Consider the following 17,316-nt stretch of genomic DNA (forward strand, 5'->3'; position numbering starts at 1 on the left):
GTTCAACAGGCCGCAAGCCTAGGATTTATATTTCATCTGCAACTATATGACGCCACACGTAGAATCAGCCCGCTCTAAAATCAGCGCGGAATTTATAATATTGTTTTTATTTATTTTATTTCTACGTGCGGTATTCACGAACCTACAGGCGATTACATTGCGACGATAATTGGAAATGGGATGTTGTCCGATATGGAATTTACTTTGCTAAATAAAATGAAGTATGAAAATAATCGTTATCAAATATATGTTTGGTAAGCCTACCATTTTCTCAGTCTGTTCTGAGACTATTCGCCTGCTAAATTGACGCTGCAGGCGTCCTCAGAGATTTAAGTCGTAGGGCAAGCGAAAATTTGATTTTAAGAAACGATCCATCTAGCAATATAGACTTTGCATTATAGATGGTTCATCGCGCCAACATGGAAATCACCCCGCCAAAGAAAGCTGCCCGTCGCGGCCGCAACGTCGTCACAATCCATGACGTTGCCAGACATTGCGGGGTTTCCCCAATGACAGTGTCCAGAGTTATAAACGGGGAAACAAACGTTAAGGACGAAACGCGCCAGATGGTCCTCGCATCCATCAGCACCCTTAACTATGCACCGAACACGACTGCCCGCACGCTTGCTGCAAGGGAAGACACTCAGATAGCCGTGGTATACGCCAACCCGGCCTCGTCCTATTCAAACGAAATCCTGATCGGCACCTTGACTCAGACCGGTATCGCCGGGTGCAGGCTAACGGTTGCAAGGTGCGATGGCGTCGATGGCGCTCTGAGGGTCCTGGAAAGTATGAGAAGTGCAGGAATTGATGGTGTCCTTTTGCCCGCACCCCTATCCAATTCCAATCGAATCGCCACGGCGCTTGATGACATGAATCTGCCATCCGTCGGCATAGCGGCGGCCCAACAACCTCCTGGCCGCACAATTATCGGTGTTGATGACTGTAAGGCCGCATTTGCCATGACGACATGGCTGGTCCAGCGGGGCCACACCCGCATTGGATTCATTAAAGGCCATCCCAATAACAGGGCCAGTGACTTTCGCACCGAGGGCTTTCTCGCGGCAATGAATGCGGCCGGTTTGGACGTCGACGCAGACCTGGTAGCGCAGGGCTACTTCGACTATCATTCCGGCTTCCAGGCCGCCGGAATATTGTTGGGACGACCGGATCGACCAACGGCCATTTTTGCCACGAATGACGACATGGCCGCGGGTGCATTAGCCAAGGCCCATAGTTTCGGAATCGAAGTCCCGACCCAGTTGTCAATTGTCGGTTTCGACGACACAACGACAGCGATAACCGTCTGGCCGGAATTAACGACCGTCCGGCAGCCAACGGTCCAAATGGCCTCAGAAGCCGTTGAACTCCTGCTCCTTCAAATTCGCGCCAAGCGCTCCGGCACACCTTGCGAGCCACGCCGGGAACTCCGCGAGTTCCGGATCGTCGAACGTCAGTCTGCAGGTCCGGCACCCGTCTAGGTAGGGGACTTAAAAGAGTCCCCTACCTGAAGCAATCCGAGCACAGCGCTTATCTGGTCAGGATGATCGCTGCCCCGCCGCCACGCGCCAGTTTTACTGTCACGCGATCAGCGGCAGACACCTTTGATACTGTCCGCTCAACATCATTGGCGGTCGCGCCGTCTTGCCAGAGCGATGCCTGGTATTGCCCCTTCGCCAGAAAGCTCAAGGGAATATCGATGGTCCGTGCGTCTTCGTTGTTCAGGGCACCGATGTACCAGTCATTTCCGTGACGCCTGGCAAGAACCACATAGCTATCAGGCGTTCCGGCAATGAAGTGTGTCTCGTCCCATGACGTCGGAACGTTTTTGACAAATTCGAAGCCGGCGGCGTTCTCATAAGCGACGGGATCGTCAGAGACCATCTGAAGCGGGCTGTCATAAACCACATACTGAGCCAGCGCCTGTCCACGGGTGAATCGCGTCGATGGTAAGACCTCGGTTTGCTTGTAGGCTTCCGGATAAAAGTTCCGGAATCCGCCCGGCGTATAGTCCATTGGGCCCAGCAGCATGCGTGTATATGCCAGCTTGACGTTGTGCGCCGGCGTTACCTTGCCCCAGGGGAATTTGTTATACTCCGCCCCCAGAACCCCTTCCTGAGTTATGTAGTTGGGATAGGTGCGGGCCAAGCCCATGGGCGGGAAGGCGCCATGCATGTCGAGCAGCATGTGGCGCTTTGCCGTCGCCCCGGCCAGTTTTTCATAGAAGGCGATCATTTCCTGGTCGTCCCGTTCCATGAAATCGACCTTGATGCCCTTGATCCCCCAGCGCTGATAGGTGTCGAGTACCTCGTCCATCCTGGGCTCGACGTGCTGCCAGTGTGTCCAAAGAAGCAAACCTACGCCCTTGGAAGCGGCATAACTGGAGAGTGCGGGCATATCGATCCCGGCCTCGCCTTTGGTAATGTCGGTTTTAGGATCGGCCGAACAGCAGGGGCCGGTATTCAGGGCCCAACCGGAATCGATCAGGAAATAAGGGAACTTGGAATTCGCCGCGAAATCGATGAAGCGCTTGTAGCGCTCCATGGTCGGCTTTTCTCCGACGGTCGGACCGGACCACCAATCCCATGCGACAAGGCCTGGCTTGACCCAGGAATAGTCGCCGGTTGCCTGGGCGGACAGATTGCCGATCAGATGCGACTCAATGAGATCACCGGCACGGTCGGCCATCATGACGACGCGCCAGCCCGTTTGCAGACCATCTGATGATATGACAGCAACATCCTTTTGATCACGGCGCGGGAACAGGTCGACCTGAAGGCCTTCACTGGTCGCCTTAAGGCTTGAGCCCGCATAGCCCGACAATCCAGCCTGAACGAGCGCATAATGGGTTTTACCGCCCGGCGATGCACAAAGTACCGGGTAGTCGTATAGCTTTGCGGCGTCCAGTTGCGAAATCTGGATCGGGTTAAAGGGGTTCTCATGTGACGCCGCATAGTCCGTGATCAGGCACTTCGGGTCACCAGCCAGGCGGAACGCCGTCGTCTCATCCTTCAGAGCAACAGCCTTGCCCTTGGGAAGAGCATACCGCCAGGCCACACCATCATTGTAGGCGCGGACTTCTATCGATATTTCGCGATGATCCCCGGCGGTCTCGGCAAAGGTGACAACCTCGCTGTTATATACGTCGCGCGCAACGCTGGCCTTCGTCGCCGTCAGCTTGTGCGAGGTATTTACCTTTGTATTTTTGCGCGACTTGACGGCCAGCTGCGAGAAATCCGGAGCGCCTGACAGCTTCAACCCCATGGCTGATGGGGAAACGATCTCCTCACCACTGCGGGAGACCGCGTAATTTGAACCATCCGGCGCCAAGCGAAACGCCACCTTGCCATCGGGTGACGACACGACGATCTGGCTAGCTGCAGCGAGCACGAGATATGTAAGCATGGCGGTCTTCCTCGTTATGAAGCAACCTGCAAGCGCTCGGGACGCGTCGCGCCTGAACCTTTTTTGTGTTGCCGGTGCCCCTGTAAGCACCTGATTTTCACGTCTTGCCTGCATTCCGAAGTCGCAGGTTGGTTGTTAGCGTCTAGAGCGGGCACTCAGACGCGCTTCGCTTTCTTAGATCGTCACAATGGCTTTGAGCAGCTCATCCGGCACCTTCATGAGTTCCGGCACCATGCGCGGCAGGTCGGCCGCCGCCAGCGAATGGGTGTGCAGCTTCTCCAGCGGCAGGGCCCCTGCCCGCATCATGTCGATGACCATCTGGAAATCATGGCGCGTGGCGTTGCGGCTGCCGATCAGCTGCATTTCTCGCTTGTGGAATTCGGGATCGGAGAAGGTAATATCCTGACTGACGACGCTGACCAGGACGTATCTGCCTCCATGCGCAACATAGGAAAAGCCCGCCTGCATGGCAGCGGCATTGCCGGTTGCATCGAACACGACATCGAAGAAGTCGCCGCGGGTCTGCTCAGAAAGCCAGGCACCGACGTCAGCGTCGGCAAGCGCTGTCTGAACACCGGTGCATATGGACTTTGCACGCTCCAGACGCCCAACATTGGTGTCGATGAGAAAGACTTCGGCCCCAGCCATCCTGGCGAACAGGGCGACACCCACGCCAATAGCACCGGCGCCGACGACCAGCACCCTGTCCACCTTGGTGACGGCGCCACGGCGTACGGCATGCATACCGATCGACAGGAATTCGACCATGGCTGCCTGATCGAGGGAAAGACCGTCCACGACAATTACCGCCTCTGCCGGCACCGACACGTACTCGGCCATACCGCCATCGATATGGACGCCCATGACCCGGATGTTCATGCAGCAATTTGGCTTATCGAGACGGCAGGCGTGGCACTTACGGCAACGAAGATAGGGATTGATCGTTACAACCGCCCCGACTGCGATGTCCGAGTCCGGCCCGGTTTCAACCACTTCTCCGGATAGCTCGTGCCCCATGACTCGGGGATAGGACAGATAGGGCTGCTTTCCGGAATAGATGTGGAAGTCGGTACCGCACATACCGATACGCTTGATTCTTATCAGCACCTCACCGTCCTGCCGGATTGGCTTGGGGCGCTCGGCCAAGGTAAGTTCCTGCGGCCGATTACATAATACCGTCAACATGGCGACCAACTAAATTCCTTATATGGAATTTACTTTTATATAGGGTATGTGCAAATTGAAAAGCCGAGAAGTTCCAAATCGTGAAGTTTTCTGCAAGCGCTTGCAAAATCGAGACTTTTGACTCCAGGTGGCGGCACACATCCGCCTATGACCAACAAACGGATGCGACATGAAAACCGCTGACATGCCCTTCTATCGGCCTCATCGCCGGCAACTCCTTACGAGCGTGACGGCCCTGCTGGGGCTGGCCGCGACCGGCGTCCGAGCGGCAGATTTGGCAGCTCGCCATCCCGATCAAATAGTGGTGCTGCCGGAAGGCAGTTTGCAGGTGTTTGCGCTGACAGAATCTGCGATGCGCATCCGGTTCGTTCCGGGAAAAACCGCCCTTGCGCCTCCGCAAGACGCTGTACTGCTGTCGCAAAAGAAGCGACCCAAATTCGACAAGAAGACTACGGCCAGCGCTATTCACCTGCGACTTGCGGGCATGCGTTGCGAAATTGCGCCTCAGGACGGCCATATCCGCTTTTTCGATCGCCACGGAACCCTAATTCTGAGCGAGGCACAACACGGGCGCAGCCTGTCCCCGTCCAAGCTAGGCGATGAAGACGTCTTCATCGCCCGGCAGGCCTTCGAATCTCCATCCAGTGAACGCATCTATGGCACCGGCTGTTTCCAGGATGGCGCGCTGGATCTTCGCCAGCTTCCGCGCCGGCTGACACAGGTCAATACCCAGATCAGCCTGCCCTTCACCTTGTCCAGCCAAGGATACGGGCTGATATGGCTAAACCCAGGAATAAGCGAACTCAATCCGCTGTCGAAACAGGTCACGCTCAACCGCGTCAGCATCGATGCCCAAGGACGCGTTGTCGATGTCACGACCGGTGCCGGCAATGCGCAGGTCGCCCGTACCGAAGCTGTTTTCCAAGGCGAGATACATCTCGACACGCCCGGCCGATATGCTTTCCAACTGGACATAGGGCGCAAGATGGCGTCGCGGCATCATGTCGAAATCGATGGCAAGGTGTACACCGACCTGACCAATCTCTGGTTGCCGCCGACGACCAGCTTTCTGGCGGATCTGGAGGCCGGCGCACATACGATTCGCGTCCTCGCCAATTCCGACGATAAGCCGTCCATTGGCTACGACAGGCCCGGCGACCAGACGGTATGGCAATCCGCTGTTGCTGACGCCATCGACTATGTCGTTATCGCCGGGCCGGAGGCCCGCGACATCATGGCGACCTACGGCCAGCTGACCGGCACGACGCCGCTTCTGCCGAAGTGGGCATACGGCTACATCCATTGCCGCGAACGGTTCAAATCTTCGCAGGAAATTCTTGATACGGCTCATGAATTTCGGCGCCGGAAACTGCCAGTTGATATGATGGTTCAGGATTGGCAGTACTGGGGAAAGCATGGCTGGAACGCCATGCGCTTCGACGAAGCACACTACCCCGACCCTGCCGGCCTGGTGAAGGACCTGCACGGCCTGGACATGCGGCTGATGCTGTCGGTGTGGTCCAAGGTCGATAAGAAATCGGAGCTTGGCCAGGCCATGGCCGCGAAAGGCTTCTACATTCCCGACACGGACTGGATCGATTTCTTCAATCCTCAGGCCGCCGACTTCTACTGGCAGAACCAGAGCACGCGTCTGGCGGCGCTGGGCATCGATGCCTGGTGGCAGGATGCGACCGAACCGGAAAACGACGATCTGGTTGGCCGTCAGACCTTTGTCGGCAAGGGTGAGCGCGTCCGCCTGACCTATCCGGTGCAGGTGTCGCGCACGGTCTACGAAGGCCAGCGGCGCGACTATCCCGACCGGCGCGTCTTCACACTGACGCGCTCCGCATATCTCGGGCAACAGCGATTTGCCGCGGCCACATGGTCGGGCGATATCGGCAATGACTGGGAGACGCTGAAGCGGCAGATCCCTGCGGGCCTCAACATGGCCGCGGCCGGTTATCCCTACTGGACGGTCGATGCCGGCGGCTTCTTCCGGCCGGGGCCGTCGCAATTTACAGACACTGCCTACCACGAACGCTTCATCCGCTGGTTCCAGTACGCCACCTTCCTTCCGCTGCAACGCGTCCACGGCTATATGACAGACACGGAGTTCTGGCGGTACGGCGAAACTGTCGAAGGCCTGGCGCGCGATTATCTCAACCTGCGCTACCGCCTGTTCCATTACATTTATGCCATGGCTTCCGACGCCAATCGCAGTGGCATGCCCTTGATTCGCCCGCTCGTTTTCGACTTCCGAGACGACGAACGGGCGCTGGCGCAGACGCACAGCTACATGTTCGGACCGAATCTTCTGGTCGCGCCAGTGATCGAACCTGGCAAGACAGAGTGGCCGGTGTACCTTCCGCGTTCACAGGGTGGCTGGTTTGACCTCTGGAGCGGCGCCCATCGCGACGGCGGCGCAACGCATCAGGTTCCCTCACCGCTGTCGCAGATTCCCGTTCACGCGCGCGCCGGGACAATCCTGCCGCTCGGGCCACAGGTCCAGTCCACGGCGGACATCACCGGCGAGACCCTCGACATTCTTGTCTTCCCGGGCCGCGACGGCGCGTTCAAACTCTACGAGGACGGCGGGCTGACCTACGCCTACGAAAAGGGCGCCTGTAGCCGCATTCCGATGCAATGGCAGGACAAAACCGGCGAGCTGGTGCTTGGCGCGCGCAAAGGAAAGTTTCCAGGTATGCCGGAGAACAAACAACTCCGCGTGCATCTGGTTGCGGCGGATCACCCTCCCCTCACGCTCGGTGCCGGACGGGAAGTCGCCTATACCGGCCGGCCGGTCAGGCTTCGCCTTCGCAAATAGGCGGTATCCCTTGCCTGCTTCATCGAAGCGGGCAAGGCGCTAGGTGCACTTGAAGCTTTCGGCCTTTTCGATATCGCCGCCGATATATCTGGCGACCTGCGGATAGGCGCACAACGGCCGCGAGCGGTTCGGCCATGGTGTACCCGGGCCTGCTGTGGCGACGACGGCATTGGGCGCCTTGCCGTGCTCGACCCAGTCGATCAGAGCCGCGAACATATCGTAGCGATCGGTCGCCGCCCCGCCACCGCAATGGCACATGCCCGGCACGGGGAAGACGCGGACAAAGTCAGCAGCGTGACCGCTGTTTTCGCTATCCACAGAGTCGAACCAGGCCAGCGTGTCCTTCAGCGAGAAGACCGGATCTGATTCACCGTGCGGTACGATCAGGCGGCCGCCGCGCGCCTTGAAGGCTTTCAGATTGCTCGAACGCATCCCCACGTCCTGCCAGGCCGAGCGGGTAAACGGCTCGGCGACCGCGTAGATTTTGGTGGCGTCACGGTCGAAGTCGAAGCCCAGTTGGTAGTCCAGCATGGACTCAGGGTCCCCCAAGGCCGTCGGTGGGGTTGTGAACGCCGAAGCCAGGGCTGTAGCCCCCAGGAAGACATTGAGCGGCGGCACCCGGCCATCAGCGGAACCGATCTTCCACATCCGCCAGTCGGGAGCGTGGATCGACACCGGCCAGAACCAGCCGCTGTAAAGCGCCTGGCCGCTTGAAGTTTTCGCGCCGGACATGACGCGGCGCAATGCCGTAACCTGCGCCGCCGTCAGGCAGGCGTCGTTCTTGGCGTCGGCGCACACCTTGGTCTCCAGGCGCGCCACGACTTTTTGATCCGTGCACCCCATGATATCGGCGACCATGCCGTCCTTCAGCCCATCGTCTTCGTCGCAGGCATCGAGGACGACGCCGCGAACCAGATTGAAGTCCGCAGCCGAGAAGGTCCGCGCCAGATCGGCCACCTTGACCGAGCCACGCACCCCCGCGACCGAGGCAAAAGCCTGGGTGTCCCAGGCTTCGGCCAGTGCGGCGCGCGGCAGGGCGAAACCGGGCGCCGAGGCGATGATGCCGTCAAAGACGTCAGGATAGCGCTGGGCGAAGGCCATGCCTTCCTGGCCGCCCTTGGAGCAGCCGACGAAATAACTGTACCTGGGGCCGCGACCATAGGCGGTGCGTATCAGCGCCTTGGCGGCCTCAGCGGAGGCCTTTAGTGACGTGTGGCCGTAGTCGGCGCGCGATTGCGGATCGAAGCCAAAGGCCAGGGCGCCATTGCGCGCCGGATCGCTGTTGGTGGCATTGTCATGACCCGAATCCTGGGCGACGACCGCATAACCCTGAGCCAGCGCCGAAGGCCCGGCGGAGACATTGCCCAGGGCATCGCCAACAACGCCATTGCTGCCGCCACCGCCCTGGAACAGCATGCGCTGGTTCCAGTTTTCCGGCAGGCGCATGCGAAAGCGGATCGCGTAGGCCTGACCAAACCGCCCCTCGCGTTCGTGCATGATGCCCGAGACGTCGCAGTGCGCCGGCTGCCCGGACGCAGCGGCAACCGGTTTGGCGCTGACGATACGCGCCTTGTCGCCCGTCCATGTCAGGGTTTGACCTTCAAGCGCGGCACACATCGGCTTACTGCCGGCGGCATATGCCTGGGGCGTTGTGACCGCTGCCACAAAGGCAAGGATAGCAATCGGGAACAGTCTCATGTCTATCAGACCTTCAGTGTGTAGACGCCCTTGGCGTCAAGCGTAACAGTCTTCAGTTCGCCAGCATGACGCAGCGCGACCGCTTGGGCCGGCTTGCCCTTGAGGACGAGCGACCGCAACTTCCCACCGGACCAGGCGATGTCCGCCGTGATATTGCCACGCGCGCGAACGCCCTTGAGGTGACCCGCCGGCCAGGCGCTGGGGAGCGCGGGCAGGACGATGATTTCGCCGCCCCACGATTGCAGGATCATCTCCATGATCCCCATGGCGGCGCCGAAATTCCCGTCAATCTGGAAGGGCGGGTGGGCGTCAAACATGTTCGGATAGGTGCGCTGGGCACCCAGCAACGCGCGCAGAATCTTGTGTGTATGATCGCCGTCACCGATCCGCGCCCAGCAGCAGATGCGCCACGCGATCGCCCAGCCGGTCGAGAAGTCACCCCGGCGATTGAGCGTCACCTGCGCCGCCTTTACGAAGTCCGGCGTATCGCGGACATTGATCTCGGAGCCCGGATAGAGCGCGTAGAGATGCGAAATATGACGATGTTCGGGTTCGGGCGCGGCGTCATCCCAGTCTTCCAGCCATTCCTGTAACTGGCCGGTTTTGCCGATGCGATCCGGCGCGATCCGGCGCACGGTCGCGTCGAGTTGTGTGACCAGTTCGCCGTCGCGGCCGAGGATTTTGGCGGCGGCTATGGTGTGGTGGAACAGGTCGCGGACGATTTGGCGATCCATTGCCGGCCCTGCGCAGACCGACGAGTTGAACGGATGGCTGTTTTCCGGCGATACCGACGGCGAGGTGACAAGGCCCCTGCCCTTCGGGTCCTCGATCAGCGTGTCCAGGAAGAACAGTGACGCATTGCGCATGAGCGGATAGAGCCGCGCCAGCATGGCCGGATCGCGGCTATAGTCATACTGGTCCCACAGCGTCGTGCACAGCCAAGCGCCACCGCACGGCCAAAGGCCCCACAGCGGACCGTCGATCGGCGCCGCCGCCCGCCACAGGTCAGTATTGTGGTGTGCCACCCAGCCACGCGCATTGTACATCGTCTTTGCCGTGCGGGCGCCGGTGATCGCAAGCTCCTCGGCCATGCGCAGCAAGGGCTCGACGCAGGACCCCAGACCCGCTGGCCCCGCCAGCCAGTAGTTCATCTCGGTATTGATATTGATTGTGTACTTGCTGCCCCACGGCGGATTGGTCGCCTCGTTCCATATGCCCTGGAGGTTGGCCGGCTGAGTACCGGGCCGCGACGAGGCAATCAGGAGGTAACGCGCATATTGCAGATAAAGCGCCGCCAGCGCCGGATCGTCGGCGGTATCCGCGGCGACAATGCGTTCATCCGTCGGCAAGTCGGCAGCAGAGGTCCGGCCCAAATCAACCGAAACCGTCCTGAACAACGACTGATGATCCTTGATGTGATCGGCCTTCAGCCGCGCGTAGCTCTTGCGTGCGGCCTGGTCGCTGCGTTGACGGGCGACGGCGACGGGATCGCCCGACGTATCGCGGAAGTTCACATAGCTGGTCGCTGCCGAGATCAGCAGCCTCGTGGTCTTGGCATTGCGGACGGAAAACGCCGTGTTCGAGACCGTCAGTTCACCGTCGGTGATCACCTTGACGCGCAGGGCAAAGGTCAGTGCCGGCGCAATGCCATTACCGCCGACATTCTTGCCGGTGATCAGCCACGCGCCGGGACCGTCCTGGCGAATCTGGATTTCGCTCGTGCTGGCGCTGTCTTCGCGCTGGCCCCAGTCGACAGGCGGTTTGGCGCCACCGGCGGTCGCAACGCCCTGGTAATTGGCGGCCGTATATTTGACCGCTCTTGGCCCCCGATAAGCCAGGCCGAAGCCGATAGGCGCCTTGGCGTCGATATGCAGCACGACGACCTGGTCCGACGCCGATGCAAATACTTCGCGGACGATCGCGCCCTGAGGCGTGTCATAGGTGACTGAGGAAATGGCGGTGTCGAGATCGAGGCGACGCTCATAAGTCTCCGGCACCGACCACTTGTCGAACTCCAGAAAAATATCGCCCAAACTGCCATAGGACATCTGGGACAGGGGCCGCGCCATCATCTTGGCGCCGGCCAGATCCGCCGCGTCCTTGTAACGCTCTTCGGCAATCAGGCGGCGCACTTCCGGCAAGGCCGCCAGGGCGTCGGGACTATCCGGCGTATAGGGGCCGCCCGACCACAGCGTGTCTTCGTTCAGTTGCAGCCGCTCCTGGCCGACGCGCCCGAACACCATCGCGCCCAGGCGCCCGTTGCCAAGCGGCAAGGCTTCTTCCCAGCGCGTGGCGGGTTGGCGATACCACAGCCGATTGGCGGCACCCTGCGCGGACACACCCGCATTGGCCGCTAGCGCCGGCACAAACGGCAGAGCCGCCATGCCGGAGACCACGCCGCGCCGCGACGGCTTATATGATTTGGACATTCTGGTGCCTCCGCCGATGCAAACCGTCCGGCCAGTGCCTGAATATCAGTCACCGGCCGGATCGCTGCAATCAGAAGTTCTTGTATTCGTAGGTGATACGCTTATCGACGCAGTAGGCGCAGTTCTCTCCGTGGAATTTCTTCCCTGCGGCGGCATCGCCTTTCAGCCGCCAGTTCAGCCAGGCGGTGACCACTTCGGCGCCGATGCCGCCGTGCGGGTCCATATAGGTTCCGCCGTGGCCAACCGGAATATCGACATGGGCGGCCGGGATATGATTAATGCGCTTGTAGTCGTCTGTGCCGTTGGCATGGGCGATGTCGCTCGGCCCACCCAGAACGTAGAGTACCGAGCCGTGAATGTCGGCCAGCATCGCCTTGCTTACATTAATACCGGCAATCGGATTGCCTTCGTTGAACACACCGCTGTTCATAACGACGACGGTGGCGATGCGCGGATCCTTGGCAATGGAAATCGCCTGCAAGCCGCCACAGCTGAAGCCAGACACCGCGATCTTCTTAGGATCGAGACGCTGGTAGTAGGGGCTGCTTTGACGGCCGTTTTCACGGATCGCCCAGTCGATGGCTTCGGTCAGGGATTCGGCCGTCGTCGATGCCCGCAGCCCACCTGCAGGCGGACCGCCAGGCGTAGTGCCTTGCGGTTGCGGCGCTGGTATCGTACCGGGCGCCACTGCCAGATAGCCTTGCGAGGCAATCTCGAGCAGATGGTTCCGGGAACTGGTGCCGTCAGCGCTGCACGCACCATTGCCGAACACGTAGATGCCGAGCTTTTCGGATTTCACATCCGCCAGCTTTTCCGGCCGGTAGACGACATGCGCCGGCAGGCTCGGATCTTCTTCGAACACGGCCGGATAAGGGCCTGAACCCGTCTCGGCGGCAGCATGCGTGGCGATGGCGGCGAACGCCAGGCCCGCCATGATTGCAAGTGTGGACTTCATGTCATTTTTCCTGACTTAAACTTTAGCGTTCCAGATTGTGGTTCGACGTGACGGTCAGCGAGGTCTTGACGCCCGCTGTCTTGGCCAGCCCCTTGCGGGCGGTGGGCTGTCCGCCACCGACCCAGATATCGACCTTGCCGGCCTTGACCGAACGCGAGCCATCGGCGTTGACGGTCGACAGCGCGCGGCTGTCGAGCGTGAAGCTGACGGTCTTTGTTTCACCGGCCTTAAGGCTGATACGGTCGAAGCGGGCCAGGGCGCGGATCGGGACATCCTTCTGGCCGGGATGGCTGACATAGAGCTGCGCAACCTCGTCGCTGTCCACCTTACCGGTATTCGTGATGTCGGCGGAGATCGTCACCTGCCCGTCGCCGCGCATCGTAGTGGATGACAGCTTCGCCGGGGCGTAGCTGAAGGTCGTATAGGACAGGCCATAGCCGAACGGATAGAGTGCCTCGCCTTTGAAATAGCGATAGGTCCGCCCCTTCATCGTATAGTCGCTGAAGGCGGGCAACTGATCGACCGAACGGTAGAAGGTCATGGGCAGGCGACCGGCCGGGCTGTAGTCGCCGGCAATCAGGCGTGCCACGGCCGCTCCGCCCTGGCCTCCCGGATACCAGGCTTCGACGATGGCCGGGACGTTTGCGTCGGCCCAGTTGACGCCAAGCGCGCTGCCATTGACGAGAACCAGGACGAGAGGTTTACCAGTCGCGCTGACCTTTTCCAGTACCTTTTGCTGCACGGGGGGCAGGTCGACACTGGTGCGGTCGCCGCCGGAGAAGCCCGGCGTTTCGACACGCATTTCTTCGCCTTCGACGCGTTGCGACAGGCCGGCGGCGAAGATGACCAGGTCGGCTTCCTTGGCGGCGGCGACAGCCTCCTGGGCGCCGGTGTCAGACGGAATGCTCCAAAGCAGCTTTTCGTCGCCCTTCGGCTGACGCTGGAAGGATTCGACGCGAATGCTGTTACGGCTGCCGGCTTCGAGACGGACGGCGCCTGTGGCGATCGACGGCCGCCAGTCGACGCGCCAGGCATCGACGATCAGCTTGTCGTTGACCCAAATGCGATAGCCGCCGTCGGCATCATAGCGGAAACGGTATTCGCCGGTTTCCGGTGCCGTCACGTAGCCGTCGTAACGCACGGCGCCGCTGCGGTTTTCGCCCTGCCAGGCCTGACGGATGCCGGCTTCAGGGGTCGTTTTCGCGGCCGCATCCTTCATGTCGGGCTCGGCAAAATAGCTGGCGGTGACACCCTTTTCGGCGCAATTCTTGTCGCGGCACAGGGCGTCGTCCGGCACAGGCGCCAGGACCGGGTCGATCAGGCCGGAGCCTTGTGCGTATTTGACAGTGGCGTTCGGGAAGCGGGCGCGGATACCGGCTAGGACCGTCACCGGATGCGACGGCGTGCCGTTATAATTGCCGACGAGGGAATCCATTGAATCAGCGTTCGGCCCGATGACGGCGATGGTGCGCGGCGCGGCCTTCAGCGGCAGCAAATTGCCTTCGTTCTTCAGCAGGACCATGGCGGATTCGGCGACACGTTGCGCCAGGTCGCGATTAGCCTGGGTGTCGTAATCCCCTGCGGTGATCTTCGGAAAGACCTTGGCGGGTGGGTCGAACTGCCCAAGCTTGAACCGGGCGGTGAACAGGCGAACAAGCGCCGTGTCGAGTGTCTTTTCAGACAGCAGACCCTTACGGACGGCGCTGGTCAGGTGGTCGGCTTCATTGGCGTTGCCGCAAATCAGGTCGGTCCCCGCCAGATAGGCCGCGGTCACACCCTCTTCGGGCGTCGTCTTGTAGTGGTGCGACCGCTTGTAATAGATGTCACCGACCGCGTCGCAGTCCGACACGACAAAGCCGTTGAAGCCCCAGTCCTTGCGCAGATGCGTGACCAGAAGGTCTTCATTGGCGCAGGCGGGCACCCCGTCGATGGCGTTGTAGGCGCACATGATCGAGACGGCCTTGCCTTCAGTAATCGTGGCGCGGAAAGCCGGCAGGTAGGTATCTTCGAGATCGTAGCGCGACGGCGTGATATTGTCGCGGTGACGGCCGGCCTCGGGTCCGGAGTGGACCGCATAGTGCTTGGGCGTGGCGACCGTGCGGTAGTAAACCGGGTCCTCGCCCTGAAGCCCCTTGACGAACGCGACGCCTATCCGGGCCGTCAGATAAGGGTCTTCGCCGAAGGTTTCCTGTCCCCGTCCCCAGCGTGGGTCGCGGAAGATGTTGATATTGGGCGACCAGACGGTCAGGCCGCGGAACCAATCCGAACCGCCGAAGCGATGCCGGTTTTCGATGTGCTTGGCGCGGAACTCGACGCTGATCGTGTCAGCGACGGTGTGGATCAGCGGCGCATCGAAGGTCGCGGCCAGGCCGACGGCCTGTGGGAAGACGGTCGCGTAACCTGCGCCGCCGGCGACGCCGTGCAGGCCTTCGTTCCACCAGTTGTATTCGCGGACATTGAGACGCGGTATGGCCGGCGCGTCGTTGATCAGCTGGGACGTCTTTTCCTCAAGCGTCATGCGCGAGACAAGGTCGGCGGCGCGCGCTTCGGCGGGCTTGGTCGCGTCCTGATAGGCCTGGGCGTCGAGCGGGTTCTGCGCATGGGCAGACAAGGCGCCGACGGACATCAGCGTGGCCAGGACGGCAACGGTGATGTTGCGGTTGCGGTTGTGGCGGATACGGGAATTTTTCATGCTGTCCTCACTCAGGCGCGGGCGAATTCATACAGGGCGACACTGATCGGTGCGATTTTGAGCGCAGAGCCGGTGTTAAATTTAGCTTCGGTGATTGTCACTTCCGGCGCCTTGCCGACGACATTCTCCGCATCCAGGCGCGATCCGCTCAGCTTCCAGGTCCGGCCGCTCTTGCCAGCCGCAAACCCTTCCAGATTCAGCTGCAGGGTCTGCACCTGTTCGGTCGCGTTGACGACAGCAACGATCAGCGCCTTGCGGTCCGCTGTCAGCGCAGCGGACACATCCAGCGGATAGGTGGCGCTGCCGGCATTGACGCGAGGTTGATCCCCACCCGCAGGGAATTCGGGCTTCGGCACGGGAGCGGTGCCCGTGACCTCGACAGGGATCGTGCCGAAATGCTGGTTGTACATCTGGTACATGCGGCCGGTGGCGCTCATGACCGAGCGTGTACGGTCGAAATTAAGCCAGCCCGTCGCCATGGTGTAACCTGCCATGTCGATGAAATCGGTGTGACGGAAGAATTCATGCAGGCACATGCCGAGCGCCAGGCACGTCTTCAGTGTTTGGCGGAAGCTATAGGCGTATTCGTCGAAGAATACCTTGACCTTGCCTTCGTTCAACGCCGGATGGAGGCGCTTATACTCTTCCCAGCATTCCACCATGGTCAGGACGCGGTTGGCCGGCTGCCGCGCCCATTCGACCAGAGGCCGCTCGACATCGAACAGTTTGCCGGTCGCCATGTCGAACTTCTTGTTTTCCGGCGGATAGGCGTGCGTCGCCAGGGCATCGAACCTGCCCCATGCATGCGTCATCATGCCATTGGCCCAGTCGCGCTCCGACCCGAAGTCGACATTGGGCTGGCCCGCGACAAAGATCCCCTGCCCTGTCGTCATTTCGTCGACAAAGCCACCCGGCGCTATGATGTAGATCGACGGGTCTACCTTCCGCATCGCGTCGGCGAACATATTGTGCTTGATGACATACTGCTTCAGGGGGATGTGACCCATCTGCCAGTTGCCGTACATCTCGTTACCGATATTCCAGTACTTGACCTTATACGGTTCCGGATGGCCATTGGCGGCGCGCTTGGCGCCCCACTCTGTATCGGCGCTGCCATTGACGTACTCGACCTGCTCGGCGCCCGAACGCGGACTGTCGAAGCCGGTACTAATCGCCCAGGACGGCTCGGCGTTGATCATCTGGCACATCTGCAGAAGCTCATCGACACCGACATCGTTCGGTTGGGCAAAGTTCCACACCGGATCGAGGACGGGTGGCCGCTTGTCCGGATCGCCGATCGTGTCCTTCCAGTCATAGGACGAGATGAAGTTGCCACCCGGAACGCGCAGGATTTTGCAATCCACCTCGCGCATGAGCGCAATCGTATCGGCGCGGAAGCCTTTCACGTTGTCGGCCGGCATCAGCGACACAGCGCCAATCCGAAAGCTGCCGGTACCGGTGCCGGTGATTTCCAGGCGCGCTTCTTTTGCTTCCACCTTTGGCGAGAACCGTAAGGGCACCTTGCTCCAGGTTTGCGTCGCTGCGATCTTGACCGTCTGGCGCTCGCCAGGCCCGCTGCCCCAGATCAGTGTCGCGGAGATCTCAGCACCGGCATCGGCGGCAATCACCACACGGCCGGCGTAGTCCTTGGCCGCCAGCGCCAGACCCGACTGGGCGATGCCGCGCGGCTCTGCGCCGGCGAGCTGGATCTTCGGTGAGTGCGCACCAACCCACGGCGACATCGTGTCCATGACAACACCGGCGTCCGGACCAATCGGGACCCATTTGTTGCTGTCTCGGTTCCGTCGCCCTTCGGGCTTCGGCACCGGCTTGGAGTCGATCGCATGGTAGAATTTGCGGTCGTCGAGCACCTCGCTCCACATGCTGTGATTGATCAGGTCGCCAATGTGCTCGAGAAACCCCCCATAGATAAAGGGGTTGATCGCAGGCCCTTCCTGGCCGACGCGCAAGGTCGAGGAGATCGTCTTGGCGCCTTGGGCCACCGCCGGAAACCCGGCGAACACACCGGCCATGGCAGCCGTAGCCAGTGCCTGGCGCCGCGACAGGGTGAGTTTGTTTTCGTTAGACATATCAACCTCTAAATCGAAACGATTAAGGTGCGCGCACG

9 protein-coding genes are annotated in these 17,316 nt (G+C 60.7%); 2 read left to right on the top strand and 7 right to left on the bottom strand.

Annotation, left to right across the window (positions count from 1 at the left end):
- Positions 1 to 419 precede the first annotated feature (419 nt).
- Positions 420 to 1,481, top strand: coding sequence for a LacI family DNA-binding transcriptional regulator (locus tag AC1DON_RS21190; RefSeq protein WP_476936819.1), 1,062 nt, complete (start codon positions 420 to 422; stop codon positions 1,479 to 1,481).
- Positions 1,482 to 1,530: 49 nt separating this feature from the next.
- On the opposite strand, the gene AC1DON_RS21195 is transcribed toward AC1DON_RS21190, so the two are convergent.
- Both AC1DON_RS21195 and AC1DON_RS21200 read right to left on the bottom strand, forming a co-directional pair.
- Entirely contained in the window at positions 1,531 to 3,405 is a 1,875-nt protein-coding gene (locus tag AC1DON_RS21195) for a glycoside hydrolase family 97 protein (RefSeq protein ID WP_476936820.1), read from the bottom strand.
- 174 nt (positions 3,406 to 3,579) lie between these two features.
- On the bottom strand, positions 3,580 to 4,551 hold the full coding sequence (locus AC1DON_RS21200; protein WP_476936821.1) for a zinc-binding alcohol dehydrogenase family protein: 972 nt from the start codon (positions 4,549 to 4,551) through the stop codon (positions 3,580 to 3,582).
- A gap of 208 nt (positions 4,552 to 4,759) precedes the next feature.
- Between AC1DON_RS21200 and AC1DON_RS21205 the strand changes: the two genes are divergently transcribed.
- The gene (locus AC1DON_RS21205) at positions 4,760 to 7,414 is read left to right on the top strand and encodes a glycoside hydrolase family 31 protein (RefSeq protein ID WP_476936822.1); all 2,655 of its coding nucleotides are present in this window, start codon (positions 4,760 to 4,762) and stop codon (positions 7,412 to 7,414) included.
- A gap of 39 nt (positions 7,415 to 7,453) precedes the next feature.
- Here the strand turns inward: AC1DON_RS21205 and AC1DON_RS21210 are convergent, their stop codons facing one another.
- The 5 genes from AC1DON_RS21210 to AC1DON_RS21230 all read right to left on the bottom strand — a co-directional run bounded on the left by AC1DON_RS21210 (position 7,454) and on the right by AC1DON_RS21230 (position 17,278).
- Complete coding sequence (locus tag AC1DON_RS21210) at positions 7,454 to 9,112, bottom strand: tannase/feruloyl esterase family alpha/beta hydrolase (protein ID WP_476936823.1); 1,659 nt, start codon at positions 9,110 to 9,112, stop codon at positions 7,454 to 7,456.
- Between the two features lie 5 nt (positions 9,113 to 9,117).
- Positions 9,118 to 11,541 carry a glycoside hydrolase family 95 protein gene (locus tag AC1DON_RS21215; RefSeq protein ID WP_476936824.1) on the bottom strand — a complete coding sequence of 808 codons (2,424 nt, stop codon included), beginning with the start codon at positions 11,539 to 11,541 and terminating at the stop codon, positions 9,118 to 9,120.
- 70 nt (positions 11,542 to 11,611) lie between these two features.
- Positions 11,612 to 12,496, bottom strand: coding sequence for an alpha/beta hydrolase (locus AC1DON_RS21220; protein ID WP_476936825.1), 885 nt, complete (start codon positions 12,494 to 12,496; stop codon positions 11,612 to 11,614).
- 22 nt (positions 12,497 to 12,518) lie between these two features.
- On the bottom strand, positions 12,519 to 15,188 hold the full coding sequence (locus tag AC1DON_RS21225) for a glycoside hydrolase family 3 protein (RefSeq protein WP_476936826.1): 2,670 nt from the start codon (positions 15,186 to 15,188) through the stop codon (positions 12,519 to 12,521).
- Positions 15,189 to 15,199: 11 nt separating this feature from the next.
- Positions 15,200 to 17,278 (bottom strand): alpha-L-arabinofuranosidase, encoded by a 2,079-nt coding sequence (locus AC1DON_RS21230; RefSeq protein ID WP_476936827.1) that lies wholly within the window; start codon positions 17,276 to 17,278, stop codon positions 15,200 to 15,202.
- Positions 17,279 to 17,316 lie beyond the last annotated feature (38 nt).

The organism is Asticcacaulis sp. P4_H10, from assembly GCF_056400965.1.

What these genes read in the sequence shown, in the direction of transcription:
- AC1DON_RS21190 (WP_476936819.1), top strand. Translation starts at nt 420, where the DNA reads ATGGAAATCACCCCGCCAAAGAAAGCTGCCCGTCGCGGCCGCAACGTC.
- AC1DON_RS21195 (WP_476936820.1), bottom strand. Translation starts at nt 3,405, where the DNA reads ATGCTTACATATCTCGTGCTCGCTGCAGCTAGCCAGATCGTCGTGTCG.
- AC1DON_RS21205 (WP_476936822.1), top strand. Translation starts at nt 4,760, where the DNA reads ATGAAAACCGCTGACATGCCCTTCTATCGGCCTCATCGCCGGCAACTC.
- AC1DON_RS21210 (WP_476936823.1), bottom strand. Translation starts at nt 9,112, where the DNA reads ATGAGACTGTTCCCGATTGCTATCCTTGCCTTTGTGGCAGCGGTCACA.
- AC1DON_RS21215 (WP_476936824.1), bottom strand. Translation starts at nt 11,541, where the DNA reads ATGTCCAAATCATATAAGCCGTCGCGGCGCGGCGTGGTCTCCGGCATG.
- AC1DON_RS21220 (WP_476936825.1), bottom strand. Translation starts at nt 12,496, where the DNA reads ATGAAGTCCACACTTGCAATCATGGCGGGCCTGGCGTTCGCCGCCATC.
- AC1DON_RS21225 (WP_476936826.1), bottom strand. Translation starts at nt 15,188, where the DNA reads ATGAAAAATTCCCGTATCCGCCACAACCGCAACCGCAACATCACCGTT.
- AC1DON_RS21230 (WP_476936827.1), bottom strand. Translation starts at nt 17,278, where the DNA reads ATGTCTAACGAAAACAAACTCACCCTGTCGCGGCGCCAGGCACTGGCT.